Origin of the sequence: Bacillus sp. S14(2024), from assembly GCF_050473785.1 — a bacterium.
Lineage (GTDB): Bacteria > Bacillota > Bacilli > Bacillales > Bacillaceae_G > Bacillus_A > Bacillus_A yunxiaonensis.
Window position 1 is genome coordinate 1,919,445 of the sequence record NZ_JBFLUP010000006.1, and the last position, 26,083, is coordinate 1,945,527.

The following is a 26,083-nucleotide window of genomic DNA, read 5'->3' on the forward strand; positions in this document are numbered from 1 at the left end:
ACATGGATTTTCAAGTACCAACAATTTTAATTGGACTTGGCGGAATTGGAAGTACAGTTACACATGATATTTACCGGAAACTTCCGAAGGAACGGCGTAAAAAAGTAGCGATGCACGTATTTGATACAGATATTAATACGTTAAGTCACTTTCAGCATATTCGTAAATTTGTGACACAAACGAGTTCCAGTAAAACACCGCGCGAATATATGGCAGAAGATCCAACGATTCCAGATTGGTTTCCGATTGACCCGACTGTACTAGATAAACCATTAACGGAAGGTGCTGGTCAACTTCGGGTTATTTCTCGATTGGCACTTCGCGCAGCGATGAAGGAAGATAAATTAACAACTTTTTGGCAAGAAATTGAGAAGATTTTCCCCGTAACAAGTGATACAACGGAATATGGTGTGCGCGTTATTATTGTTACGTCATTAGCTGGTGGCACAGGTTCTGGTATGTTTCTACAAATTGCTCTATATTTACGAGAAATGCTTCGAAAAAAGTTGCAACATCATAACATTTTAATTCGCGGTGCTTTTTTACTTCCTGATGTTCTCGTTAAAACGCGTACAATAAGCGGCAAAGAATTTGAATCAGTGCAGGCAAACGGATATGCATCATTAAAAGAATTACATGCAATTACTTTAGGATCTACAGGAGAATTATCACGTCGCGGGGGCGTTACAATTGAGTTAGAATATCGTCCTGATCAAGTGGATGAAGATGGACGCACAAATCATACCATTATGCAGCATCATTTACCATACAATTATTGCTTCTTATATGATTATGAAAATTTACATGGTCATCATTTGCATAGTTTGTCTGATTATATGGAACAAATGACAAATACAATTTATTTACAATTATTTAGTCCGATGTCAACGAGTCATTTTGCACAAGAAGATAATCAAATTCAACAACTTGCTGATTCAAATGGTAAAGCTCGTTATTGCGGAGCAGGAGCTGCAAAACTTGTTTATCCATACGAAAATGTTCTTCGTTATTGCGCTTTAAAGTGGGCGGTACAAGGATTAGATGAATCATGGCTTCATTTAGATCGACTTTTTCAAGATAAGAAAAATCGGTTTGAACAAGACGTTCGCCGCGGCATGCAGCGTGAAAAGCCTGAACGGGGGAAAAGTTTTTTAGAAGATTTAGAACATTTGGCGACTCGTCCAGAACAGGCACATGTATTTTATAAGCAAATGTATTATGAAACGCGTGAAGGGGCAGAAGGCGGAAAGATTGGTGTATCAAAATCAAAATTATTTTTAGAAGCAGTAGAAAATTATGTGCAGCGTACGGTACAAAAAGATGAAGAGTTAAATCGTTTGCAGAGAGAGTGTAAAATTTCAGCTGCAAAGCTGAAAATTGCTGAACAAATGAAAGGTGAAGTGGCACGAGTAGACCACGCTGTGCGTTTATATGCGTATGCGATACCAAGTCGTGTGCATGAGCATGTAACAACGTTGATATATGATATGATTGAAGCTGATCGATTTACACCAAGCGGCTCAGAGGGACAGTCATATCAGTTGAATACATGGTTTTTAAAGAAAACAGATCCTGTTCACCCTGTGGCTGCACGCTACATGTTATACGAAATTCGTAAATTGTTAACCGAAAAAATGAATCGGCTACATGAAAATAATGAACAAAAGCGCAGTCTTATCCAAAATTATGATAAAAAGTTTAATGTAAGTAATATTGAAGGAACGGTAACAGCCGTTAGACGTGTTGAATTGGCGCAGCAGCAAAATTGGTTTGGGAAAATGTTTCACAATGACCAGCGGACATTTCGAAAAGAATTTCAAGATATTATAACTCAATATATACACAAATTAAATGAATATCGAAAAGAAATGTTACTAGAGCTTGTATATCAATCTTTATATCAAGCTGTAGAGAAAATGATTCAATATTGGGAGCGTTTCTTTGATAATTTACAAGAAACTCGTGAAAATTTATTATTAGACATTCAAAAACGTAGTAAAGAATTTGAAGGGAAAACCAATCCAACAAATGTATATGTATTAGCAGATGAGCGAATGCAGGAAGAGATGTGGAAGGATATTCATCACCATGTAAACAATGGTGTGCTGCCAAAAGAGATATCTGCTGAAATTTATATGAGTTTATATCGTGAATATTGCAGAGGAGCGCAAGCAGAGGAAGGGCAATCACAAAAAGTAGAAGATTTTTATCGGAAACATATTTTGACATATTGTGAGCAGGAATTACAAGATCGCTACCGAGATAAATTAGAATTAAATATTATTGATGCATTGCGGAAAGAAGCGGCTATTCAAAAGCGTGATATGACAGAGTATGTAAGTGAAAAAATTGAAGATTTGCTGCATCTAGCAAGCCCATTTATACCGAAAGTTGCGCATCATCGTGAATTGCAATATTGGGGTATTCATCCGCTCGTTCATCAAGGATTAAATGAAGAAACGTTACAAGAGATGTTCCAGGAAAAGGAAACGGTTGATGCAGCCTTTTCACCGTATGAAATTGTATGTTACCGTGCGCATTATGGATTGTCGCTGCAAGATTTTCCGAAATTATCGTCTGGACATATTGCAAATGGTTATGTGAATGAGAAGGGAGATTACTTTCAGTCTTATTATCGCCGTGTAAATAAATTAAACGTTCGCAAATCGAATTTAACACCGCATCTTGATAAGTATTGGCACTTACCTGCTTTTATGCCTGACTTAAATGCTACACAAACAAAACTGGATTATGATAAGTGTAATCGTGCTTTATTGTATGCATATATATATCGTTGGATTAGTCTTGCCGCTGTGGACGGTCAGTTTGTTTACCAATATAACGGAGTGGGGCGAAGTTCTCTTATTCAATCGATGGGGAAAAATGTAACAAATGAAGGATATAAATTGCATCGTGCACTGCTTCATAACCCATTTATATATGAAAATATCATTTCTCGTTTTGAAGAGGAACAAGAAAAAGCATTGCAGCACGGAGGACATTTATATACACATTCCTTTCTGTTAGGTGCGCAAGATATAAAATGGCTCCGAAAAGAACATGTTCACAATATTTTAGATGTTATCTTGATGTACGATAAGGAAGCAAAATATGATCCGACATTAGAAGAAACATCTGACGAATTGTTACGATTACTTGTTAATGAAATTGAACAATATTTTAAAGCTTATTACGGGACCGGAGCGGAAACAGCAGCAAAAAAAGAAGCGACTTTATTTGTAAAGCAACTATGGAATCGCTCATATGCAAAAGAATTTGTAGATCCAAACAGTGCACCGTATAAGAAATGGTTACATCTTCTTAACGTTCAAATAGAAGAGGAAGATACTAATGCGAATGTTTAGGAAAAGATAGGGAATCCTTAACTTTGGAATTTATTATTTGGAAAAGAGGGATTCTCATGCCGTTTCTTGGAAGTGTATATCAAGTGTTTGGCTTATATTCAGAAATTTATCATGCGATGATTTGTATGGAGGGAAAAGATAGTCAACCTATTGATGAATGTATGAATCGAGATGAAAAAGAAACTGTAGAAAAACGATAAAGAACATGCAGTAAATTACTGCATGTTCTTTTCGTTTTCTTATAGTTTTACAACATTCTTAGATTTTGACCTCTGTTAACTTGTTTGAATGCAAATTACTGTAACATTACTATCATTTGGTACTTCGTACATTCAAATCCTTTTTCACTATTAAACCATTTTCCTGTCTTGATTGTTTTCATATAAAAACCTTTTAAAATATTACTAAAGATGTGTTTCCTATTTATATGAACCGAGCAAATATAAGCATATATTTAAATCTGTTATCATTTTTACGTTAAAATGGAAGATAAGAACAGTAAATGTTCATTATCGTTTTTGAAACCTCAAAACAACGAAAGCCCTACCTCTCTTTCGTCCTTACGGCTCCGATGACCGTGCCAGTATGAATCGGGATATCCAAAAACAATGCTTGGATAAATGAACCTCATCGTATACTTAGAAGTATGAGAATAAAAGTGGTGAGAATAATTCATTTAGAGGAAAAAGAATTTTTTCTTAGAGGGTAATGTTTCTATAATCAAATCGTATTTGTAATCATATCATATTGAGGTACATAAAGCAAAAAAAACAAAATAGATGTTAGGCTATTTTGTCGTTTTAGGTATTTTATATAATTTAAAATCAAGTTCAAAACGGTTTTAGAAGGATTTCTTTACCTAACCGACTTTCGTATTTAACAAATCAATTGCCTGATTTTCAGTAATTCCTTTAATTAAACTTAATTCACTAATTAAAATTTTTTGTGCGTTGTCTAACATTTGTTTTTCACTTGCATTAAGCGCCCTTACTTTATTTCTACGTATTAAGTCGCGAACTACTTCAGCACCTTCTTGTATTTCACCCGTCTTCATTTTCTCCATGTTTTGGGTATATCTTTGCTTCCATGAGAGTGAATCATCTGATTCGCCGTACTGAAAAATAAGTAATACATTTTCTAATGTAAGCATATCGGCAATTAATCGTATACGTGATTGTATCATTTTTTTCATCGGAATCATTACTTCCATATTACTAATAGGTATTCTTATTACATAATATTTTTGTTTTTCTCCTAGGATTTCTTTTTCTTCTATGGCTTTAATCACACCTGCTCCGTGCATTGGATAAACAATTTTATCGCCAATTTGAAACAAATAATCCACCTCCATATGGTAACCTTTTTAAGTTTATCATATATAAGATGATAAGTAAAATTATTTATATTATCACAAAAATATTATCATAGTCAATATTTTTTGTTTGGCTAGGTAAAATCATTGTTACATATGTATAAAACTAAAAAATAAAATGAGTGTATAATAAATTGAGCCTCCTATCAGTGGGGGCTTACTGCCCAAAAGTAGCAGGATAAATAATTGATTGAAAAAATGTATGAAAGAGGTTTAATAATATGCTGAAATGGGGTTATTTTGTAATTATTAATGTTCTCGCTTTTATGATGATGGGACTAGATAAAAGAAAAGCAAAGAAGAAACAGTGGCGCACGCCGGAGAGTACGTTGTTTTTGGTTGCTGCAGCAGGGGGAGGAATTGGAGCTTGGATTGGGATGTATGTGTTTCATCATAAAACACATAAAAATAAGTTTGTGCTTGGTATTCCATTTCTTGCGGCTGCAGGGGTGTATATCTTTTGGATATTATAGTAAGACGGTCCGTGTAAAAAAGTTATGTAGCGGAAAATTGTAAAAAGGTAGAAGGACAATTTATAATGAAGAAAAAAGAAAAGAGGGGAGTCAAATGGAAGCGCAAAAAAAGGGAATTATATATGCGACAAGTGCATATATGATGTGGGGAATTCTGCCGCTTTATTGGAAATTGGTAGATGAAGTTCCTGCAGAAGAAATTTTAGCTCATCGCATCGTTTGGGCATTCGCTTTTATGTTACTTGTTTTATTGATTTGCAAACGTTTTGGTCAATTTATGAATGAGCTTGTGCAACTTTTTAAACGTCCTAAATTATTCATGTCATTAACTGTTGCTTCTATATTAATTAGCGGGAACTGGTTTGTGTACATATGGGCTGTTAATCATAATCATGTCATCGAAGCAAGTCTAGGTTATTATATTAATCCGCTTGTAAGCATTTTACTTGGCACGCTCGTTTTAAAAGAAAAACTCAATTTTTGGCAATATGTTGCCGTAGGGTTAGCGGCATTTGGGGTTGCAATTTTAACAGTTCGCTATGGATCCATTCCGTGGATTGCGATTTCGTTGGCATGTACATTTGGTTTATATGGTTTATCAAAGAAATTATTAGATTATGATTCAATGATTGGGCTCACGATGGAAACGATGATTGTAATGCCGATTGCTCTTGTATATTTAGGGATGTTAGGTGTTCAAGGAATTGGTTCGTTTGGATCGGTTTCAATTACGTCGACGTTACTTTTAGCTGGTGCTGGTATTGTTACTGCATTACCGCTTTTATATTTTGCAAAAGGTACAAAGCTTATTCCGTTATCAATGGTCGGATTTTTGCAATATATTGCACCCACAATCAGTCTTGTATTAGGAATTTTCGTCTTTCATGAACATTTTACAGGGACTCATATGATAGCATTTTTCTTTATTTGGATTGCGTTATTTACATTTTCGATAGCGAAAACGAAATTTATGTTAAATAAGCAGCCAAAATTTATAAAAAATAAATCTGCAAAAGTTTCGTAAAACGGCATAGTATTATGTATGCCGTTTTCTTTATAATGTAAGTAAGGATATTCCATTATAAGCGGTGAGGTGCAAATTATGGAAACAATTTTACATAACAATCCATTAATGTCTGCAGTGATTGCTTGGTTTTTAGCACAACTTACAAAAGTTATAATCACTTTAGTAAAAAAGAGAGAATTTGATTTTGCACAGTTTTTTGCTTCTGGTGGAATGCCGAGTTCTCACTCTTCTACTGTGACAGCATTAGCAATAGCAACTGGGATTGAAGAAGGAATTACGAGCTCTGTATTTGCAATTGCGACAATTTTTGCGATTATTGTCATGTATGACGCATCCGGAGTGAGGCTTGCTGTAAGTAAACAAGCCAAAATTTTAAATGACTTTTTTCATGGGAGACAAACGGAGTATAAAAAATTGAATGAACTTGTCGGTCATACGCCATATCAAGTCGTTGTCGGGGCAATTTTAGGAATTGTTGTTGCGATTTGGTATTGTTCGTAAGCAAAGTGAAGAATGAACTTCACTTTGCTTTTTTGTTTTACACATATTTACGTATGTTATTGAATATTGTATATGGATTCAATAAAGAGGGGGGACATCTATGCTGCTGTATGACAAAGTAAAACAGGAAATGGAAAGACAAATTACAGCGTTACGTACGATGCAGCAAAGAGATGGAACATGGCGTTTTTGTTTTGAAGGATCCCCGTTAACCGATTGTCATATGATTCTATTATTACGTATGTTGCGAAGAGAAAAAGAAATAGAGCCATTTGTGACAAGACTTAGTTCTTTACAAGCAAATGAAGGGACATGGAAATTGTATGAAGATGAGCTGAATGGAAATCTTTCTGCTACAATTCAAGTGTATGCTGCATTGTTAGCTTCTAGGAAATTTAAGAAAGAAGACCGTATGATGCGTCGTGCAGAACAATTTATTCTTGAACAAGGTGGCATTACAAACGCTCACTTTATGACGAAGTTTATGTTAGCCTTACATGGGCAATACGGTTACCCTGCATTGTTTCATTTTCCCATGCCTTTTTTCTTTTTACCGGATCATTCCCCGTTTAGTATGTATGAATTGAGTAATACTGCACGTATTCATTTCGTTCCTACGCTCATTTGTATGAATAAGAAATTTGTAATAGAAGAAAATATGATTCCTAATCTTAGTTACATAGCGGGTGCGAATAAATCAAATTGGTTTCATAATAAACGCTCTTCTGTTCTGCAAACAATTTTATTAGAAGGGAAAAAGCTCATTTCTTATCCTTATTCTCTTCATCAAAAAGGATATAAAGCAGCGGAACGTTTTATGCTAGAACGTATAGAAGGAAATGGAACACTTTACACATACGCGAGCGCTACTTTTTATATGATTTACGCTCTCCTTGCTCTCGGTCATTCTATACATTCTCCTATTATTGAGAAAGCTGTATCAGGGATACAGTCGTACATATGGAATACAAAAAATGGTGTCCATTTGCAAAACACACCTTCAACAGTGTGGGATACTGCTCTTTTAAGTTATGCTTTGCAAGAAGCAAATGTGTCAGAAGATGATGCAATGATTGAACGTGCAAATCGTTATTTATTAAAGAAGCAGCATACTTCTTATGGGGATTGGCGTGTTCATGCACCTTCTTTACCTCCTGGCGGATGGGGATTTACTGATGCGAATACCATTGTGCCAGATTGTGATGATACAACAGCGGCGCTACGTTCACTTACTTACATTGCGAAGAAAGATAAGAAAGTAGAACAAGCTTGGAATAAAGGGATACAGTGGATTCTTGGAATGCAGAATAAAGATGGAGGCTGGGGAGCGTTTGAGAAGGATGTTGATAAGCATATGTTTGCGCATGTTCCTCTCGATAGTGCAGAAGATATGATTCTTGATCCGTCTACAGCAGATTTAACAGGGAGGATACTTGAGTTTTTTGGAACTTATGCGCCAAATAAAATAAGTGCAAATGATTTACATCAGGCAATGCAATGGCTCCTCCGTACTCAAGAGCAAAATGGTTCTTGGTATGGAAAATGGGGAGTTTGTTATATATATGGTACATGGGCTGCTGTAACAGGTCTGCGTGCAAACGGATTGCCAGCAAATCATCCAACGTTAGAAAAAGCAGCGCGGTGGTTAGAAACGATTCAACATCGTGATGGAGGCTGGGGAGAATCGTGCAGGAGTAGTAAAGAAAAGCGGTTTATTTCAATACCTTTTAGTACACCTTCTCAAACGGCATGGGCTTTAGATGCCTTAATCGCTGTACATGATACAGAAACAGCATGTATTCAAAAGGGAATCAATTATTTGTTAGAGCATTCTTTAGAACATATTGAATATCCGACTGGAGCAGGATTGCCTGGGGAATTTTATATTCGTTATCATAGTTATCATCGCTTATTTCCCTTACTTACCTTTGCGCATTATGTGAAAAAATATAAAAAATAAACCGAGAATATGTCCTCGGTTTATTTTTTGTTTGGTTGGTGTTTTTGACGTGCATCTGCAGCATCTGCACGAGCTTGAGCTTCTAAGTCATCTTGGTCAGCGAGTTCTTGAGAAAACTCAACATCAATGCCATCAGATACTTTGTTTTGCTGTGAATTCTTATTTTTCATCTCACACAATCTCCTTGTGTTTTGCTAAGTTGCAATTATAGTGTGACACAAATAGACTTTTTTATGCAAAAAAGGAGAATGAAATATATAAGACGAAATATATAGAAAATACATAGAAAAAGTGAGGGAGAAAGATGAATTTTTTAGAGGGGAAAACAGCTGTTGTTACAGGTGCAGCACAAGGGATTGGAAAAGAAATTGCACGTGTATTTGGCGCGTTAGGAGCGAAAGTATTACTTAGCGATATGAATCAAGAAGCTTTAAACAGTGCGACAACACAATTGTTACAAGAAGGATATGATGTAAGGGCGTATGTTTGTGATGTAAGCAGCCATGCGGATGCAAAATCGCTAATTGAGTATGCGATTCAAACATACGGTGCATTGCATATTTTAGTAAATAATGCTGGAATTACACGAGATGCAATGTTGCATAAAATGGAAAAAACAGCATGGGAGCAAGTATTGCAAGTAAATGTAACGGGTGTATTTAACTGTATGCAACCAGCACTTTTGTATATGCGTAAACAACAATATGGACGTATTATTAATATTTCTTCAATTAGCTGGCAAGGAAATATCGGCCAAGCAAACTATGCGGCTGCTAAAGCAGGTGTAATTGGGCTTACAAAAACAGCATCAAAAGAAGCAGCTGGATTTGGTGTTACATGTAATGCAATTTGTCCTGGATTTATGGATACCGATATGACGCAAGCCATACCGGATAAAGTAAAGGAAAAGATGATTGCAGCCATTCCAGCGGGGCGAATCGGGGCACCGCAAGATATTGCACATGCAGCTGCCTTTCTAGCATCAGATTTTGCTTCTTACATTACTGGAGAAGTACTAAATGTAAGTGGTGGGTTACAAGTATAAAAAGGAGTAAGGCATAGAGCAGGGAAAAGGTCTTGCTATCCTTTTAGCTTAATTATTGCTTTGAAATAAAGTTTGATGAAAAGTATCTCGTAAACACGTATTTTACAGTAAATGAAAAGGGTTCATTTTGGATATAGTTTAGTCAAAATGAATCCTTTCTTTTAAATAATCTTTCAGTTTTATAAAGTGAAACTTTAATCAGTGGGGGTTTTCTTCATCCCCCACTGATTATTAGTTGAACCAATCGGGCTTTTACGGGCAGTTTATCTCCCACCTATCTTCTTTACTTTCGCTGAATTTTGAGGTGGGAGTATTACTGCCCGTTAATGCGGGATAAAAAAGTTTAATCAAAACTTATTTCGATTTCTTTGAGTTAAGAGATAAAGCATCTTATCTTTTTTATACACGTCGTAACTTTATTCAAAACTTCGCGTCTTTTTTACAAACATCGTAACTCTATTTCAAATTCATAGTTATGAAAAAGAAAAAAAGTCCTTTACTAAGTAATAAAGATTTTTACTGAAAAAGAACACTATTCCTTTATCAAAATTTTATCAATTTAATAACAATGTTAAATAAAAAATAAACCTTATGAACTATATATGGATACTGAAGGTATTTTCTCTTGAAAAGCTTCCCTATAAATGAGGTCTTTTTATAATCAAAAAAATTCCACCAAAATAGTAGGGGGAGTTAGTCTCAAAATATGCTTGATTAAATTATAGTTTCAGCAGGGGTAAATGCCTCAGAAGGGTTATATTTTGAAGTTATCTTCGTTATAAACCAGTTAGTGCTGCCTGGATCTGAATTTTTTTCTACAGTAATAATCTTTTGTCCTTTTTCAATTTTGGCAAATGAGGTTATTAAATCATATGCAATTGTAAATTTCCATTTTGTATTACTAATCTTATCTACTTTTACAAAACGGAAATTATCAACCCACGGACTTGATTGCCCGGTTACCCAACTACTTTGCTCGAATTTCTTCTGTGTCTGTTGCTGAAGTGACGGTGACAACATGGCGAATTGAACAGCACCGCTTCGATTTTTTACACCTAATATCCACAATTCTATAGCTTGTTTAGGTGTTTTTGTTTGCAAGCCTGACATAAATGAACTTATTTGGCTTTCTAATTGGTTAGATTCTGTTTCAGCAAATGTGGCATTGGTATGTGATAGCAGAATCAACGGAAACAAAAAGCTAAGAAATAATATACGCATAAAATCACCTCTAAAGGTATTTTTTCTCAAAGTTTATTACATTATTCTGCTTTTTATTGTGGAATTTAGATCTTTCTGAGGTTAGTCCCATCGCCATCAAGTTAAGATTTTATAATGCCCCAGAATGAAAATTTTGTGTCTTTTATAAAAATAAGGCTCATTTTTATCACTTTGGGGGCAACCTGTTCTGTTAGGTTGATGGGCATATGGTGGGATCCAAAAATGTAAGTTCTCCTAGTTAAATTACTCTAAGTTTCATTACATATTTTTTTCAACAATTGGGGCTTTATTTGAGGACAGCCAATCCAAATGTTGTGGCAAATGAGGGCATTTGTAGTACAAAAAAGGATAGAACATACAGAATTATTCTGCTTGTATCTATCCTCTTCTTTTATTCATATATAATGTGTAACATTATATATTTGCTCTTGGTGAAACAAAGATTGATTCAAATTTCTTGAATCTAAATAGAACAATTGGTAAGACTTTTTTTAGTTTAAGTTAATCCAAACGCTTTTTACTTCTGTATAGTTATTTAACGCATAAGAACCCATTTCACGCCCAAGACCTGATTGTTTATAACCTCCAAACGGAGAGGCCGCATCAAAGACGTTATAACAGTTTACCCACACTGTTCCAGCTCTTAATTTACTTGCAACATAATGCGCATTCTTCAAATTTTCTGTCCACAAACCAGCAGCTAATCCATATGCTGATTTGTTCGCACGTTCAATAACTTCATCAATGTCATCAAATGGCATTGCAGCAACGACAGGACCAAAAATTTCTTCTTTCGCAATTGTCATTTCATCTTGTACAGCTGCGAAAATTGTTGGAGCAACATAATAACCTTGTTCGTAAGGTTTATTTCCACCAACTAATATTTCTGCTCCCTCATTTTTTCCTTTTTCAATATAGCCCATTACTCGATTTTGTTGTTCTTCTGATACGAGGGGACCAATATTTGTTTGTGGATCTAATCCAGATCCTTGCGTTAAGCTCTTTGAGTATAAGGCAAGATCTGCAACAACATTATCATACATTTTCTTTGGAATGAACAAGCGAGATCCAGCACAACATACTTGTCCTTGGTTAAACATAACGCCAGAAAGTGCTGCTGGAATTGCACGCGATAAATCAGCATCGGGTAAAATAATATTTGGTGATTTACCACCAAGCTCTAATGTTACGCGTTTTAATGATTGGGATGCTTCTTTCATAATGTGTTTTCCAACTTCAGTTGAGCCTGTAAAAGCAATTTTATCAATGAGAGGATGACTAACAAGAGCTTGACCAGCTGTTTCACCATATCCTGGTACAATGTTAATAACACCTTTTGGGAATTCAGCTTCTTCTATCAGTTCAGCTAAATATAATGCGGAAAGAGGAGTTTGTTCTGCTGGTTTTAGTACGACGGTACATCCAGTTGCTAGTGCTGCACCCAACTTCCACATCGCCATTAAAAGCGGGAAGTTCCATGGGATAATTTGACCCACAACACCAACGGGTTCATGGCGTGTATAATTAAAATAATCTCCTGAAACAGGAATTGTTTGACCAACTAATTTTGTTGCCCATCCGGCATAATAACGCATATGTTCAATTGCAAGAGGAATATCTGCAGTTGTTGTTTCTTGAATTGGTTTTCCGTTATCAAGTGTTTCAAGCTGTGCAAGCTCATCTTTATGTTTTTCCATTAAATCAGCAAGCTTGTACATGCAGCGGCTGCGCTCAGCTCCGCTCATACGTGACCATGGTCCTTCATCAAATGCTTGGCGTGCCGCTATGACTGCTTTATGGATATCTTCACGACCGCCTTCATATACAACAGCTAACGTATCGCCAGTTGCTGGATTTGGTGTTTTAAATGTCTTTCCGGAAGCGCTTTCAATGAAAGTTCCATTTACATATAGTTTCTTTGTTCCTTGTAAAAATTTCTCTACTTTTTCATGGAGATTCACAGCTAGTTGACTCATTGTATAACCCCCTAAAGAATATATAATGTAAATGCAGCAAAATACTGCATTTATTCCAAAGAAAAGAGGAGTTGCGGGATAAAATGAAACTTCCATCAATGTTTTTTCTTCATTTCCCACTGATGGTTAGTCGAATCAATTGGGCTCTTACGGACATATATCTTTTTTGTTCCCTCAAAATCCTGGGAGAGCAGTTTTACTGACCGTTAGTGCAGGATAAACTAGGTGAAGGACATCCAATTTCAATCGTAACTTAAAAAATCAGAAATTTCAATCTTATTTATATTAAAATTGTTAAAAATATGTAATTTTGTAATGTAAGTCTAATATGATTCACAAGAGATATTCATTTTGCTTTTTTTATAGGAAAAACGATACAAACAATGGTACAATAATACATCGTGAAAGGAGGAGAAAGAAATGAATCAACATCATGATGATCCGCGTTTTCGTATCGCACATCGTGAAGCGTGGATCGGAGTTGGACTTGCTGTTATCAACTTTCTAATATGGTACGGTTTCGCATATGGATTAGGTAGTGGCAATCCAAAAGAATATACATATATACTAGGGTTTCCGGCCTGGTTCTTTTATAGTTGTATAGTAGGGTTTATTGTAATGGTTTTACTTATTGTATTTGTTGTCCGTTTCGTATTTCAAGATGTTTCGTTTGATGAGGAAGAAAAGAGTGAGGAATGAAAATGAACTGGTATGTAATTATTCCAATGATGTTATCTTTTGTTGTTGTGTTTTTAATTGGTGTATATGCGGCGAGACGTGTTCAAACGACCGCGCATAACAAATTTTTGCAAGAGTATTTTCTAGGCGGGCGCGAACTTGGTGGACTATTATTAGCAATGACGATGATTGCGACGTATGGAAGTGCAAGTAGCTTTATCGGTGGACCTGGAATTGCATATAACATGGGGCTTGGTTGGGTATTGTTGTCGGCTATACAAGTTGTAACGGGTTACATTGTACTAACTGTACTTGGAAAGAAATTTGCGATTACTGCAAGAAAAATGGAAGCTATTACGTTAATTGATTACTTGAAAGGAAGATACAACAATAAAGCTGTTGTTATTTTATCAGCGTTATGTATTATTATTTTCTTGTTTTCAGCAACCGTTGCGCAGTGGGTTGGCGGCGGAAGATTAATTGAATCGTTAACAGGTCTTTCTTATACAACGTCTTTATTTCTTTTTACGTTTTTTGTACTTGTTTATGTTTTGATTGGTGGATTTCGTGCTGTTGCGCTTTCGGATACAATATTAGGTCTTATTATGCTGCTCGGTACAACAATTATTTTAATTGGTACAATTATTGCGGGCGGTGGTATTTCGAATATTATGCACGAGCTTGTACAGATTAATCCCAATTTAGTTACGCCATTTGGAGCAGATGGTAGTTTAACAAAGGCATACGTGTCTTCATATTGGATTTTGATTGGCGTTGGGGTGGTAGGTTTGCCGCAAATTAGTATTCGAGCCATGTCTTATAAAAATTCAAAAGCGATGCATCAAGCTTTAATTATCGGTACTGTTGTCGTCGGTACAATTATGATTGGTATGCATTTAACGGGTGTATTTGCCCGTGTTGTTTTACCAGGAGTGAGTGTGCCTGATAAAGTAATGCCATTGCTAGCGATGAAAGTATTGCCTCCTTGGCTTGCTGGTATTTTCTTAGCAGCTCCAATGGCGGCTATTATGTCGACAGTTAACTCATTGTTATTGCTTGTGAGTTCTTCCATTATTAAAGATATTTATGTAAATTACATAAACGAAAATGCTGCTGCTCAAACAGTAAAAAGAGGAACGCTATGGATTACAGCAATTGTTGGATTACTTGTTTATGCTGCAGCGATTAAACCTCCTGATTTCTTAATTTGGTTAAATTTATTTTCCTTTGGTGGTTTAGAGGCAGCGTTCCTTTGGCCGCTTGTGCTCGGGTTGTATTGGAGAAGGGGAAATGCTGCCGGAGCCCTTGCTTCGATTGTTGTTGGAGTTGGCTCTTATATGGGATTTCATTTGCTGCTTCCGAATCCTCTTGGTGTTCATACGGTTGTATTTCCGGTTTGTTTAGCATTTATTGCTTATATTATAGGAAGCACGTTGTTTTCACGTAAGTTGCAGCAACAAATTTAAAGTCTTTATATAAAAAGAGCAAGAGTTGTCTCTTATCAAGAACTAAATTAAAAAAATCTCGATTCATAAAGGACAATACATATTTTATATAACTAATATGTATTGTCTTTTTTATTAAATTAAAGTATCCGTTAGTTGAATAATAAATTCAGAAATTATCCTTTGATTTCAATTACAGTAACCCATTCAATTTTCACATTAAAAGTTTTAGTAACAAGACCTTCTGGTCGATTATGTGGACCCGTATAAGTGTCATATTAGACTTTCACTATAAAATCAAATTGAGAAAATCCATCTGTTATTCGTGTAACCTCTAATATTTCTGCATTCCATAATCCATAACTACGATTTGGATATTTTTTATTAAACACTTCTCTGGCATAAGAATCTAACATTACTAAAAGAGTAGCATAAAAATCAGTATGTTTTTTGTTTATGATCTTTTTCGTATCGGATAAAAAATCGTTTGGATTTTACTTCTGTACATTTTTTTTCATTCATATAGTAATAGCAGTTGATAGGATGGAGTTGAATGCTTTGAAAAAAGTACTGTTTCTTGGAGATCCTGGTATTGATGATTCATTAGCAATCATGTATGGGTTATTACACCCTGATATCGATATTGTTGGTGTTGTAACAGGGTATGGCAATGTTACTCAAGAGCAGGCGACGAATAATGCTGCTTATTTATTGCAAATAGCTGGAAGGGAAGATATTCCAATTATTAATGGGGCAAAAATTCCTTTATCAGGAGAATTTATAACATACTATCCAGAAATACATGGACAGGAAGGATTAGGGCCTATTCGTCCACCTGAAACAATTAAAGCGAATGTGAAACTGTTTTGTGAGATATTTGAGATTATTAACAGATATAAAGGAGAGCTTATTATTGTTGATGCGGGGCGTTCAACAAGCTTAGCAACGGCTTTTATTTTAGAGAAAGAATTGATGAAAAGCGTAAAAGAGTATTACATAATGGGCGGGGCATTTCTTGTTCCAGGCAATGTTACCCCTGTTGCAGAAGCGAATTTTCACGGAGATGCGATTGCTTCAAATTTAGTAATGCAATATGCTGAGAATGTTTCGTTAATTCCACTGAACGTAACAAATGAAGCAGTCATTACTCCTGATACTGTTCCATATATTACAAAGAATGCAAAAACAAATTTTAATAAATTAATCGAACCAATTTTTAATTATTACTATAAAGCCTATAAAAAATTAAATCCGAACATAGCTGGAAGTCCAATTCATGATGTTGTAACAATGATGGCTGTTGCTAATCCTTCCTTGATAGAATATGTATATCGTCGTGTTCAAGTTGATATTGATGGTCTTGCAAAAGGTGAAAGTATTGCCGACTTTAGACCACAGCCAAGGGCAGAATCGATGAAAAAATGGGTCAGAATTGGCTGGGAATTACATTATAAAAAATTTCTTGAAGATTTTATTCGAGTTATGACGTAGACAGTATACAAGTTATAGTAGAGGCGATCTGTTTATAGATTGCCTCTATTGTTTTGCATATGAATAATATATTATAATAGATTACAAGACAAAGTTTAGGAGAGGAATTCCATTTGAAGACAATTGGGTTATGTATAGGAATACTTTGTTTATTTGTATTTATTATCTCAAGTAATTTTTTTGTGAAAAAAGCATGGAGTTCAAATAATGATGATGCACAATATGTTGCATCATTTGTAGAAGAAAATAAAGATCAAAAAAACAGCGCATTGCTAGTGATGCGAAATGATAAATTGGTGTATTCTATAAACCCTAATGTTGTATTACCTGTAGCGAGTACGATGAAGCTCATTGTCGCGTTGGAGTTTACAAAACAAGTAGGGGAAGGGAAAATTGATCCAAATGAGCTTGTGTCGATAGACGATATTAATCGTTATTACGTTCCAAATACGGATGGCGGTGCTCATGAGAAATGGCAAAATGTTTTAATGAAAAAAGGACTTTTAGAAGAAAATGTAGTTACGCTAGAACAAGTAGCAAGAGGAATGATGAAATTTAGCTCAAATGCAAATACAGAGTATTTAATGGACCGCCTTGGTATAGAGAATATTAATGGAAATATAAAACAATTGGGATTACCATCACATCAGCCATTATTCCCAATTGTTTCATCTTTGTATATTCCGGGCTATCTATACAAGGAATTACATGTTCCAAAGCAACAATTAGCACATACGTTAAGAACGATGCCGCAAGAAGAATATTGTCGTTATGCGATGCTGATACATGAGCGTTTAAAACAAAAAGGTCCGCAGCTGCAAAATGAAATTCCGCTTTTCTTAGGAGAAAAGTACGAGAAAATTTGGTCAGATAGACTTCCGGCTGCTTCTGCAAATGACTATATGATTTTATTAGAGAAAGCAAACCATCAAAAAGGTTTTACAAAAGTGGAAGAAAAAGAATGGTCACAACTTGTAGAATCAGATATGGAAGGGAAAAAGTATCGTCAACATTTTCGACATGCAGGTCAAAAAAATGGGTATACACCATGGTCTTTATCTAAAGCTGTATATGCAACAGACAAACGTGGAAACTGCACAGAAATTGTCTTTTTGGCAAATAATATAAATGAGGAAGATAGTGCTGAATTACGTAAGCATTTATCAAATTTACATTTTCAGATATTACAAAACGATAAATATAAAGCAACTGTTATTAAGTAAAACCGATGTATATACATCGGTTTTTTTCTTTGGATAAACACATTTTTTTAGGAGCTGGGTATGATGATTAATAATTAATAAGCGAGGGGAGTTATTTAAAATGCGGGAGGGAAGCGAGGAGTTTTTACAGCGAGAAGGTGTAGTCTTTCCGGGGAGAACATATGCTGATTGTATACTACAACATATATTCTGTTTTCAAAAGAATTATTTATTGGATGACATGTTTCAAATTCATCATGCGCATGTCATTATGTTGCTAGAAGAAGGGTTGCTAAAAAAACAAAATGCTAAGCAAATTGTAGCAGCGGTAGAAAAAGTAAAAACTGTCCCATTAGACGAGCTAGTATACAGAAAGGAGTATGAAGATCTCTTTTTTCTAGTTGAGCATTTGATTCAACAAGAAGCAGACAGTGATGTGGTTAGCAATATGCACATTGGGCGAAGTCGAAATGATATGGGGGTAGCGATGTATCGTATGAGTTTACGACGTTATCTCCTGCAATACATCGAGCATTTTATGCTACTGCAAGAGAGTATGCTAGAGCGAGCTAAGGAACATATGGAAACGATTATGCCGGCATATACACATACACAACCAGCTCAGCCAACAACGTTTGGTCATTATCTGCTTGCTATTTATGATGTGATGCAACGTGATACGGAGCGTTTATGGACCGCTTATCATGCTGTAAATCAATCTCCCTTAGGAGCCGCAGCGCTTGCGACCACAAGTTTTCCAATTAATCGAAAGCGTGTTGCGGATCTTCTAGGTTTTTCGAAGGTAATTGAAAATTCATACGACGCAATTGCAAGTACAGATTATTTATTAGAAGCAAGCAGCGCGCTTATGATGACGATGACAAATACAAGCAGATGGCTCCAAGATTTTTTATTATTAGCTACGAAAGAGTATAACGGTATTACAGTTGCAAATCCTTATGTACAAATTAGTAGTATTATGCCGCAAAAACGCAATCCAGTATCAATTGAGCATGCAAGGTCTCTTGCAAGTAGCGCTTGGGGAGAAGCATTTACTGTTTTTCAAATGATTCATAATACACCGTTTGGAGATATTGTCGATACAGAAGATGATTTACAGCCCCATTTATATGAAGGATTTGAGAAAGCGATTCGAGTTATTTGTGTAATGAATGCGGTAGTGCGCACGATGACAATTGAAAAGGAAATATTACAAAGTCGTGCAAAAAAGCATGCGATTACCATAACTGAGTTAGCTGATACACTAACCCGGCAGTATGATATTCCATTTCGCCGTGCTCATTATACAGCAAGTTATATAGCTAAACTTTCGGAAGAACAGAAAAAAGATTTACACGAACTAAATATTGTCGATGTTAATATGCATTTACAAAAGGAATTACAGGTTGTATTAACAAAAGAAGAGTGGAATGAAATCATTTCACCGCATTCGTTTGTTGCAAAGCGAACTGTATACGGTGGACCGAGTTTACAACAAATGCAGCGAATGATTAAAGAGAGAAAAGAGAATCGTTCAAAGCAGGAAGAGCGGCTAGAGAACGTGAAGAAACAACTTGCTGAAGCTGAAGAACAAGTCAATAAACTTGTTGCAACTATCCTTCATTTATAAAATAAAAGAAGGATTTAACTTGTAAATCGCCAATATATCACTATAGATTAGGAAAGAAAGAAGAGATTATAGTGATACAACTAAATGTATATACGAATTTTGTACAATTTAAAAATGATATTCTTCCTTTTTTAGAAGCATATGAACAAGAGAATAATTTAATATTGGGTGTGTTACGGTCTTCGCAGCTTCCCTTATTTATGGCAACGGCTACAAAAGGGGAAGAGCTTGTATTCGTTATGCTTCAAACGCATCATCAGCAAGCCATTGTAGCAAAGTCTGCGCCTTTAGAAAAGGATGAAATAAGAGAAATTGCACAGCAACTAGCAATTGCATATCCTGATTTGCCCGGATTAATTGGAGAAAAACAGATGGTAGAATGTTTAGCAGAACAACTCGCGGATTTTCAACATAAATCGATTCAAATCAAAATGAAGCAAGGGGTATACGGGTTAAAGCAGGTAATGAAAAAAGCCGAAAATAATGGGGTTTTCCGTCGAATAGAATTAAAAGAACAAGATCTAATTGAAGATTGGGTATACTGCTTTTGTGAAGAAGTAAATTTATCAATTACAAAGGAAGAAGCAGTGCATACTGCCGCTGAATTAATTGAAAGTCAACGTTTGTTCGGGTGGGAAGTAGAAGGACAATTAGTTTCAATGGCAGCTGTTACAAGACCAACAAAGCATAATATCACAATAAATTTTGTATATACTCCAAAGGCAGAACGTAAAAAAGGTTATGCTTTAAACTGTGTATCAGCGCTCAGTCAATATATGTTAGACAATGGGTATGCAACGACTTCATTATATACTGATCTAGCTAATCCTACATCTAACAAAATCTATCAAGAAATTGGTTATGAACTAATTATGGAGTCAATTCTATTATTTTTAAAATCTAAACAATAGAAAAACTCGCTATTAGCGAGTTTTTCTATTGTTCATCAATGCGTACAACACCACCTTGTTGAAAATTATCTGTTTCTAATAAGTCAATAACGGCTTTGGCTACATAATTTGGTGAAAGTAAATGGTCATCTTCTTTCAAAGCTAAGAAACGGTCTACATGAATAAAGTCTTCTTTTGATGTTTCTCTTATTTCGGTTTGCATCTCTGTATCTACAACACCTGGCGCAAAAGAAAGAATTTTTACAGGATAGCCTTTATCAGTTTCTTCTGCTGCAACACATTTTGTAAACATATTAATACCAGCTTTGGCGGTACAGTATGCTCCCCAGCCAAAGTATGGTTTTTGTCCGGCGCCAGAAGAGATGTTAATGATTCGTTTGTCCACATTCCAGTCTTTCGTATGCTTCATAAAGGCTGAAGAAAGTAACATAGGAGCTACTAAATTTACATGGACATTTGCAATTAATTGTTCACTTTCTGACCGCTCAACTGGTTTCATTGGTGCTAACATACCAGCGTTATTAATAAGGTGAATAGAAGATGCCGTTTTTACATCGATGTTTGAAAAAATATTTTCCATCAATGCTTCAATTTGATGAACATCTTGTAGATCAAACGAATAAAAATCAAATGGAATATGAAGGTATTTTGCTTTTTCGATAAGTTGTTCGTTTTGTTTACGTGATATAGAAATGAGTTTCGTTCCTTGTTGTAATAATTGTGTAGCAATTGCTTCACCTAATCCCCGAGAAGTTCCTGTTAATATTACATAACGCATATATTTAAAGCTTCTTTCACTATATATGTAATAGTATAAGATATTCCTTTTTAATAAGCGAAACTAAACTGAACGAAATGAATGCGTCTACATACAATAAAGTAATGCATGATTTCGAGGAGGAGTAGGTATGTACTATGTAATCCCTAATTCGTATAATCAACTATACCGGGTATATGAGGGAATGTATAACCAAGTGTCACAAGCTATTTTAGAAGCTATTAAAGGCGAAGCTGCTGCGATTGATTTTTATAGTCGGCTTGTAAACGAAGCACCAAATGCGAGACATAAAAAAGATATTTTACATGCATTGGAAGACGAAAAAGTACATTTACAAAAATTTATACAATTGTATACAACACTAACTGGACAGCAACCAACGTATCAAGTAGTGCAAACTCAATATTCTTCTTATAAAGAAGGGTTAGAACGTGCTTATGAAGATGAACTGGAAGCGTATGAAGATTACCGAAATGCTTATTTATTAACGCAAAACTTAGCAGTTCGAGATGTTTTCTTTCGGGCGATGACAGACGAAATAGAGCATGCTATACGCTTTGGTTTTTTATTATCTTCTCTATCATAACTTAAGGATACTAGACAATTTTGTCTAGTTTTTTTATGATCAATAAACGAAATTTCTGGAAGAAACAAAAATACATAAAATGGGTTTATCCCGCAATTTGCGAGCAGTAAGACCCACCACCTCAAGATTGAGAGAGAAGCGAGGAAGATAGATGGGGGGAAATCATTGATGAAAGTTTCGCTTCATACGATCAAGTTTTGGGATGATCCAATCTAGTAAGAAAATGTTAGTTATATGGAGGTGCTATAAGGATGCGAGACCGAAGTGCAGCAATTATTGTAGAAGAAGGAAAATTAGCTCTTATAAAACGCATTTGGGATGAAGAGGTATATTACGTCTTTCCTGGAGGGGGAATTGAGGAAGGAGAAACCACTGAAGAAGCAATAATTAGGGAAGTGTATGAAGAACTTGGCTTACATGTACAGCTCCAAAAACTTGCAACAACAGTTAAGTACAACGGAACACAATATTTTTACGAAGCAATAATTGTTGGTGGTACATTTGGCAACGGACAAGGTGAGGAATATGTGAAAAATGATAGGAAACGAGGCGAATATATTCCGATATGGGTCTCGGTAAAGGACTTATTAAACATAAATATTAAACCGTTAGAAGTAGGGGAATATGTGTATGAACTATATGAAGATTCGCAATTCATAGGTATTAATAAAAAGGATTGACAGTGCCTTCTGATTTCAGTATTGTATTCAAGTATGTGTTTAAATCAGGAGGTTTTTATGGAAAAGCAAACTACACATCATGTGAAAATGACAACAGCAGATCCGTCTGCACTTGGATTATTTGGACTTGCAATGGTTACACTTGTTGCGTCCTCGCAAAAACTTGGCTTTACAAGTGGTGTTTCATTTGTATTGCCATGGGCAATCTTTTTAGGAGGTTTTGCTCAATTATTTGCATGCATTAACGATGCAAAGCACAATAATACATTTGGTACAACAGCGTTTGGTGGATTTGCATTGTTCTGGTTTGGTGTTGGGACTTCATGGTTAATTCAACTTGGAGTATTTGGCGAAAAACTAGCAGCAACTGTGGATCCAAAGCAACTTGGAGTAGCATTTGTTGGTTACTTAATTTTCAGCTTATTTATGACAATTGGCGCAATGGAAACACATAAAGTATTATTTATGATTTTTGTACTTATTGATTTCTTATTTATTGGTCTTTCATTTAGTACTTTAGGTGTTATGCCACATGCCATGCATAAATTAGCAGCAATTTCTGAAATGCTTATTTCACTGTTTTCATTCTATGGATCAGCAGCTGCAGTATTAAATACGCACTTCGGAAAAGTTGTATTACCTGTTGGTAAGCCATTTGGTATCTTCAAAAAATAAACCACAACAGTATGAATGAAACAGAAAAAAAGCAACTAAGTATCTGTAAGATACTTAGTTGCTTTTTGTTTCGCTAGAAGCAACAGTAGATGTTCCCATAATTTCTGCAATTTTTGTATTGTCTGCTGCGTGACCGTCAATTGTTACATCCACTTTTTGATTTTCATTGGCAGTTACAACCCAACAGTTTGGGAGATAACGAGACTTATGAGATAAAGTGGAAGGAATGTTTAATATATCTCCTAGAGCATACATAGTTGCAGAAGAACCACCATCCATAGCCATCGCATTTACAGCTCCCTTGTCATATAAAAGGTCCTGACAATCTTTTAAAGAAGCGCCAATGCTGTGAGGTTGTCTACCATCTACGATAAGAAACATGATCGTGCCATCTTTCTTTTGAGCCATAATGCTTCGCGGACCATATCCCCAGCCTCCGTCATTTGTAAGCATTTTTTCGCCATTTACGATAAGTTGGGGCATAAAACCAGCTGCAGAAACAACATTTTTATTCTGTAATTGCTGTGCAGAGTAATTACCTGTTATCATTTGCCCATATTTTGTTAAACCTGAGATAAGAGTTGGCGTAGTTATGTCTTTTGGTGTATGAATGACTTCTCCATTTTCGATAACAATACCTAGGCCGACTTTACCGCCCCCATGTCCCGTTTCATCTGCAAATCCGCTAGCATTTACTGCAGCAAGTGCGTGATTTCGCTTTGCCATCACGTAAATTTTTTCACCAACATCTTTACCTTCTGTACCTTGTTGCGTTACAAGTTTTACATTAAAAGGATTACTAATTGTCATAAGCTTACCTTCGAAATAGTGATCGGCATACTTTTCTTGAACGGTTTCGATTTTCACATGAAGCGGCATATGTTTTTTCTCTTCCAATTGTTTTTTTGAAAGCTTCTGCAAACCAAGAGATTCGCTATTTAGCCATTTTGGATTATTAATGGAAGTTGAAATATCATCCAGTTCTTGTTGTGATAAGAAAGTGAACTTTGCTAAATCACGGTGTTGTGAGGTTAGAATACTTTCCGCAGCAATTACACGTAATTTATGTCCATAGGGAGTACCAAACAAAATACCAGCACCAATTAAAATGAAAGCAAGTAATAAAATGGAGGATATTTTTATTGCTCTTTTGAGATATTTTTTCATTTCGTGAACTCCTCTTATATAATTCATTATTTAGTCTTATGTGTAGCAAGCCGTTTTTTATTTGATTTGTAGACTCATATACAATATTATGATATGAGTAATTTGACAAGAGGTAAATATGAATGTAAATCGCTAAATCATGATGGAAACAGTCAGATAAATAATGACTGAATGAAAAAAGTGAACGCTGGAGCTTTAGTAACAAGAATGCACATTATGTGGTGGGAGGGCAAGAGAAAAGAAATCCAAGCTAATTCAATAGAAAAAATAAAGAAATGAAAGATGTTAGTCAACCAACTACTGAGGTTATAAAAAAACATGGAATAAAAGTTTGCTTTTATTCTAATAAAGGTGTATAGTGGTGTTAAACCATTTTACTTTTAATACCATAGAGATTTAAATAAGCTGTAACTTAAGAGGGGATAGCAATGTTAAATCTTCTCTGGGTTGCAGTTTTTTTAATGTCTAATTATTATTTGTAAAGTGGTTGAAAATGGACATGTACATGAAGGTACATAATTTAGGAGGATTTTTTCATGCAAAACGGTAAAGTAAAATGGTTTAACGCTGACAAAGGTTTCGGTTTCATCGAAGTTGAAGGTGGAGAAGACGTATTCGTTCACTTCTCAGCTATCCAAGGCGAAGGCTTCAAGACTTTAGAAGAAGGTCAAGAAGTTACTTTCGAAGTTGAACAAGGTAACCGTGGACCACAAGCTACTAACGTAACTAAAAAGTAATTGAAATGAAAGAGAAGGGAACTCCCTTCTCTTTTTTTTTGTATCTTAAAATAGAACAACTGCAATATTGTTTTTTAATACATATTAGAGATTGGGGATATAATGTTAAGAAGAGATAAGGAAGAGGTATGTAGTATGTATGAACCAAAATATTATATTGTATTTGATATTGAGCGGAATTTTAGACCTTACCAATCAGATGCTCCAACGGAAATTGTTGATATTGGAGCTATCAAGATTGAAGCAAGTACAATGAGCATTATCGAGTTTTTCTCTTCGTTAGTGAAACCATCGGCATCTCTATCTCGTCATACAACCAAATTAACAGGAATTACAAAGCAAGATGTAAAAGGTGTAGAAAAATTCCCTAAGGTAATTGAGCGATTTCGGGAGTTTGTTGGAGAAGATTATATGTTTGTAACGTGGGGGAAAGAGGATTATGGATTTCTCACGGAAGATTGTGTACGACACAATGTGGAATGTCCTGATCTTGAGAAAGAAAGAAGATTTGATTTACAGAGGTTTGTCTTTCATGCATATGAAGGATTATTTCTAAATCCACCAAGTTTGAAACTTGCAGTGGAACAATTGGCTTTAGAATGGGAAGGAAAACAACACCGTGCCTTTTCGGATGCTAAGAACACCGCGAATATATTTCTCACCGCAGCTAAACAAAAGGATATTCATAAACAATATAAGAAAAGCTTAGAACTCATACTCGTAAAAAATGGCTCTTTAACAGATAAGGGTAAAAAGAAAATGAAGAGATGGGTATTTAAAGAAGTAAAGAAAAATGGATATTCCCACCTTACATGGGATACATTCATAAATAGCAAGACATGGGAGAATGTATCTGATCAATATTATTTCGATCATACGACCTTACGGCTGTTACAAAATTACTTTCATACTGCTTTGAGGAAAGCTAAACAGCAACTTCAAGTATTGGCTGCAATGAATAATAATGATCAAGGGAATAAAACACACTAAAAATTATAAGAAGAACAGGAATTCTGAAATAGTATTCCTGTGAAGGGGACAGCAAAAAAAAATGATATTATGGTTTGTTATGAAAGGAATTGTTTATCCCGTAAATGCGGGATAAACATACACATTAAGACTAAGAAACGTTAATTCAATATATTAAAATAATAATTATTTTT

At 35.3% G+C, this 26,083-nt stretch carries 24 protein-coding genes; 18 read left to right on the forward strand and 6 right to left on the reverse strand.

Annotated elements, in window-relative coordinates; genetic code table 11:
* Positions 1-2 precede the first annotated feature (2 nt).
* Positions 3-3,365 (forward strand): tubulin-like doman-containing protein, encoded by a 3,363-nt coding sequence (locus AB1279_RS10150; protein ID WP_429758629.1) that lies wholly within the window; start codon positions 3-5, stop codon positions 3,363-3,365.
* Positions 3,366-3,421: 56 nt separating this feature from the next.
* Positions 3,422-3,565: a phosphonate ABC transporter permease gene (locus tag AB1279_RS10155; RefSeq protein ID WP_429749009.1), complete on the forward strand. Its 144-nt coding sequence runs from the start codon at positions 3,422-3,424 to the stop codon at positions 3,563-3,565.
* Between the two features lie 659 nt (positions 3,566-4,224).
* Here AB1279_RS10155 and AB1279_RS10160 read toward each other — a convergent pair.
* On the reverse strand, positions 4,225-4,716 hold the full coding sequence (locus tag AB1279_RS10160) for a CarD family transcriptional regulator (RefSeq protein WP_429749011.1): 492 nt from the start codon (positions 4,714-4,716) through the stop codon (positions 4,225-4,227).
* A 245-nt stretch (positions 4,717-4,961) separates the two neighbouring features.
* Between AB1279_RS10160 and AB1279_RS10165 the strand changes: the two genes are divergently transcribed.
* From AB1279_RS10165 to shc, 4 genes are all read left to right on the forward strand, one after another.
* Complete coding sequence (locus tag AB1279_RS10165; RefSeq protein WP_429761339.1) at positions 4,962-5,210, forward strand: DUF1294 domain-containing protein; 249 nt, start codon at positions 4,962-4,964, stop codon at positions 5,208-5,210.
* A gap of 94 nt (positions 5,211-5,304) precedes the next feature.
* Positions 5,305-6,234 carry an EamA family transporter RarD gene (rarD, locus tag AB1279_RS10170; RefSeq protein WP_429758630.1) on the forward strand — a complete coding sequence of 310 codons (930 nt, stop codon included), beginning with the start codon at positions 5,305-5,307 and terminating at the stop codon, positions 6,232-6,234.
* Between the two features lie 78 nt (positions 6,235-6,312).
* On the forward strand, positions 6,313-6,738 hold the full coding sequence (locus AB1279_RS10175) for a divergent PAP2 family protein (protein ID WP_429758631.1): 426 nt from the start codon (positions 6,313-6,315) through the stop codon (positions 6,736-6,738).
* Between the two features lie 100 nt (positions 6,739-6,838).
* Entirely contained in the window at positions 6,839-8,698 is a 1,860-nt protein-coding gene (gene shc / locus AB1279_RS10180; protein ID WP_429758632.1) for a squalene--hopene cyclase, read from the forward strand.
* A gap of 20 nt (positions 8,699-8,718) precedes the next feature.
* Here shc and AB1279_RS10185 read toward each other — a convergent pair whose 3' ends face one another.
* Entirely contained in the window at positions 8,719-8,868 is a 150-nt protein-coding gene (locus AB1279_RS10185; RefSeq protein WP_429758633.1) for a YfhD family protein, read from the reverse strand.
* A gap of 134 nt (positions 8,869-9,002) precedes the next feature.
* Here AB1279_RS10185 and fabG point away from each other — a divergent pair, with 134 nt between their 5' ends.
* Positions 9,003-9,743 carry a 3-oxoacyl-ACP reductase FabG gene (gene fabG, locus AB1279_RS10190; protein WP_429758634.1) on the forward strand — a complete coding sequence of 247 codons (741 nt, stop codon included), beginning with the start codon at positions 9,003-9,005 and terminating at the stop codon, positions 9,741-9,743.
* A 714-nt stretch (positions 9,744-10,457) separates the two neighbouring features.
* Here fabG and AB1279_RS10195 read toward each other — a convergent pair.
* Both AB1279_RS10195 and AB1279_RS10200 read right to left on the reverse strand, forming a co-directional pair.
* Positions 10,458-10,964, reverse strand: coding sequence for a hypothetical protein (locus AB1279_RS10195; RefSeq protein WP_429758635.1), 507 nt, complete (start codon positions 10,962-10,964; stop codon positions 10,458-10,460).
* 491 nt (positions 10,965-11,455) lie between these two features.
* Entirely contained in the window at positions 11,456-12,940 is a 1,485-nt protein-coding gene (locus tag AB1279_RS10200) for an aldehyde dehydrogenase family protein (RefSeq protein WP_429758636.1), read from the reverse strand.
* 420 nt (positions 12,941-13,360) lie between these two features.
* Between AB1279_RS10200 and AB1279_RS10205 the strand changes: the two genes are divergently transcribed.
* The 6 genes from AB1279_RS10205 to AB1279_RS10230 all read left to right on the forward strand — a co-directional run bounded on the left by AB1279_RS10205 (position 13,361) and on the right by AB1279_RS10230 (position 20,297).
* Positions 13,361-13,639: a YhdT family protein gene (locus AB1279_RS10205; RefSeq protein WP_429749022.1), complete on the forward strand. Its 279-nt coding sequence runs from the start codon at positions 13,361-13,363 to the stop codon at positions 13,637-13,639.
* 2 nt (positions 13,640-13,641) lie between these two features.
* The gene (gene panF, locus AB1279_RS10210; protein WP_429758637.1) at positions 13,642-15,084 is read left to right on the forward strand and encodes a sodium/pantothenate symporter; all 1,443 of its coding nucleotides are present in this window, start codon (positions 13,642-13,644) and stop codon (positions 15,082-15,084) included.
* Positions 15,085-15,606: 522 nt separating this feature from the next.
* Entirely contained in the window at positions 15,607-16,554 is a 948-nt protein-coding gene (locus AB1279_RS10215) for a nucleoside hydrolase (protein WP_429758638.1), read from the forward strand.
* Between the two features lie 113 nt (positions 16,555-16,667).
* A complete protein-coding gene (locus AB1279_RS10220; protein ID WP_336481053.1) occupies positions 16,668-17,777 on the forward strand; it encodes a serine hydrolase in 1,110 nt (369 codons plus the stop codon).
* A 100-nt stretch (positions 17,778-17,877) separates the two neighbouring features.
* Positions 17,878-19,386: an argininosuccinate lyase gene (argH, locus tag AB1279_RS10225; protein ID WP_429758639.1), complete on the forward strand. Its 1,509-nt coding sequence runs from the start codon at positions 17,878-17,880 to the stop codon at positions 19,384-19,386.
* A gap of 71 nt (positions 19,387-19,457) precedes the next feature.
* Positions 19,458-20,297, forward strand: a complete 840-nt coding sequence (locus AB1279_RS10230) for a GNAT family N-acetyltransferase (protein WP_429758640.1) — start codon at positions 19,458-19,460, stop codon at positions 20,295-20,297.
* 25 nt (positions 20,298-20,322) lie between these two features.
* On the opposite strand, the gene AB1279_RS10235 is transcribed toward AB1279_RS10230, so the two are convergent.
* Positions 20,323-21,075: a (S)-benzoin forming benzil reductase gene (locus tag AB1279_RS10235; RefSeq protein WP_429758641.1), complete on the reverse strand. Its 753-nt coding sequence runs from the start codon at positions 21,073-21,075 to the stop codon at positions 20,323-20,325.
* A 130-nt stretch (positions 21,076-21,205) separates the two neighbouring features.
* Here AB1279_RS10235 and AB1279_RS10240 point away from each other — a divergent pair, with 130 nt between their 5' ends.
* From AB1279_RS10240 to AB1279_RS10250, 3 genes are all read left to right on the forward strand, one after another.
* Positions 21,206-21,661 (forward strand): ferritin family protein, encoded by a 456-nt coding sequence (locus AB1279_RS10240; protein ID WP_429758642.1) that lies wholly within the window; start codon positions 21,206-21,208, stop codon positions 21,659-21,661.
* Positions 21,662-21,912: 251 nt separating this feature from the next.
* A complete protein-coding gene (locus AB1279_RS10245) occupies positions 21,913-22,341 on the forward strand; it encodes an NUDIX domain-containing protein (protein ID WP_429758643.1) in 429 nt (142 codons plus the stop codon).
* Between the two features lie 57 nt (positions 22,342-22,398).
* Complete coding sequence (locus tag AB1279_RS10250; RefSeq protein WP_429749035.1) at positions 22,399-23,016, forward strand: acetate uptake transporter; 618 nt, start codon at positions 22,399-22,401, stop codon at positions 23,014-23,016.
* A gap of 54 nt (positions 23,017-23,070) precedes the next feature.
* Here the strand turns inward: AB1279_RS10250 and AB1279_RS10255 are convergent, their stop codons facing one another.
* Positions 23,071-24,183 carry a phosphodiester glycosidase family protein gene (locus AB1279_RS10255; protein ID WP_429758644.1) on the reverse strand — a complete coding sequence of 371 codons (1,113 nt, stop codon included), beginning with the start codon at positions 24,181-24,183 and terminating at the stop codon, positions 23,071-23,073.
* 536 nt (positions 24,184-24,719) lie between these two features.
* Between AB1279_RS10255 and cspB the strand changes: the two genes are divergently transcribed.
* Entirely contained in the window at positions 24,720-24,920 is a 201-nt protein-coding gene (gene cspB / locus AB1279_RS10260; RefSeq protein WP_429758645.1) for a cold shock-like protein CspB, read from the forward strand.
* 135 nt (positions 24,921-25,055) lie between these two features.
* Positions 25,056-25,910 carry an exonuclease gene (locus AB1279_RS10265; RefSeq protein ID WP_429749040.1) on the forward strand — a complete coding sequence of 285 codons (855 nt, stop codon included), beginning with the start codon at positions 25,056-25,058 and terminating at the stop codon, positions 25,908-25,910.
* Positions 25,911-26,083: the final 173 nt, after the last annotated feature.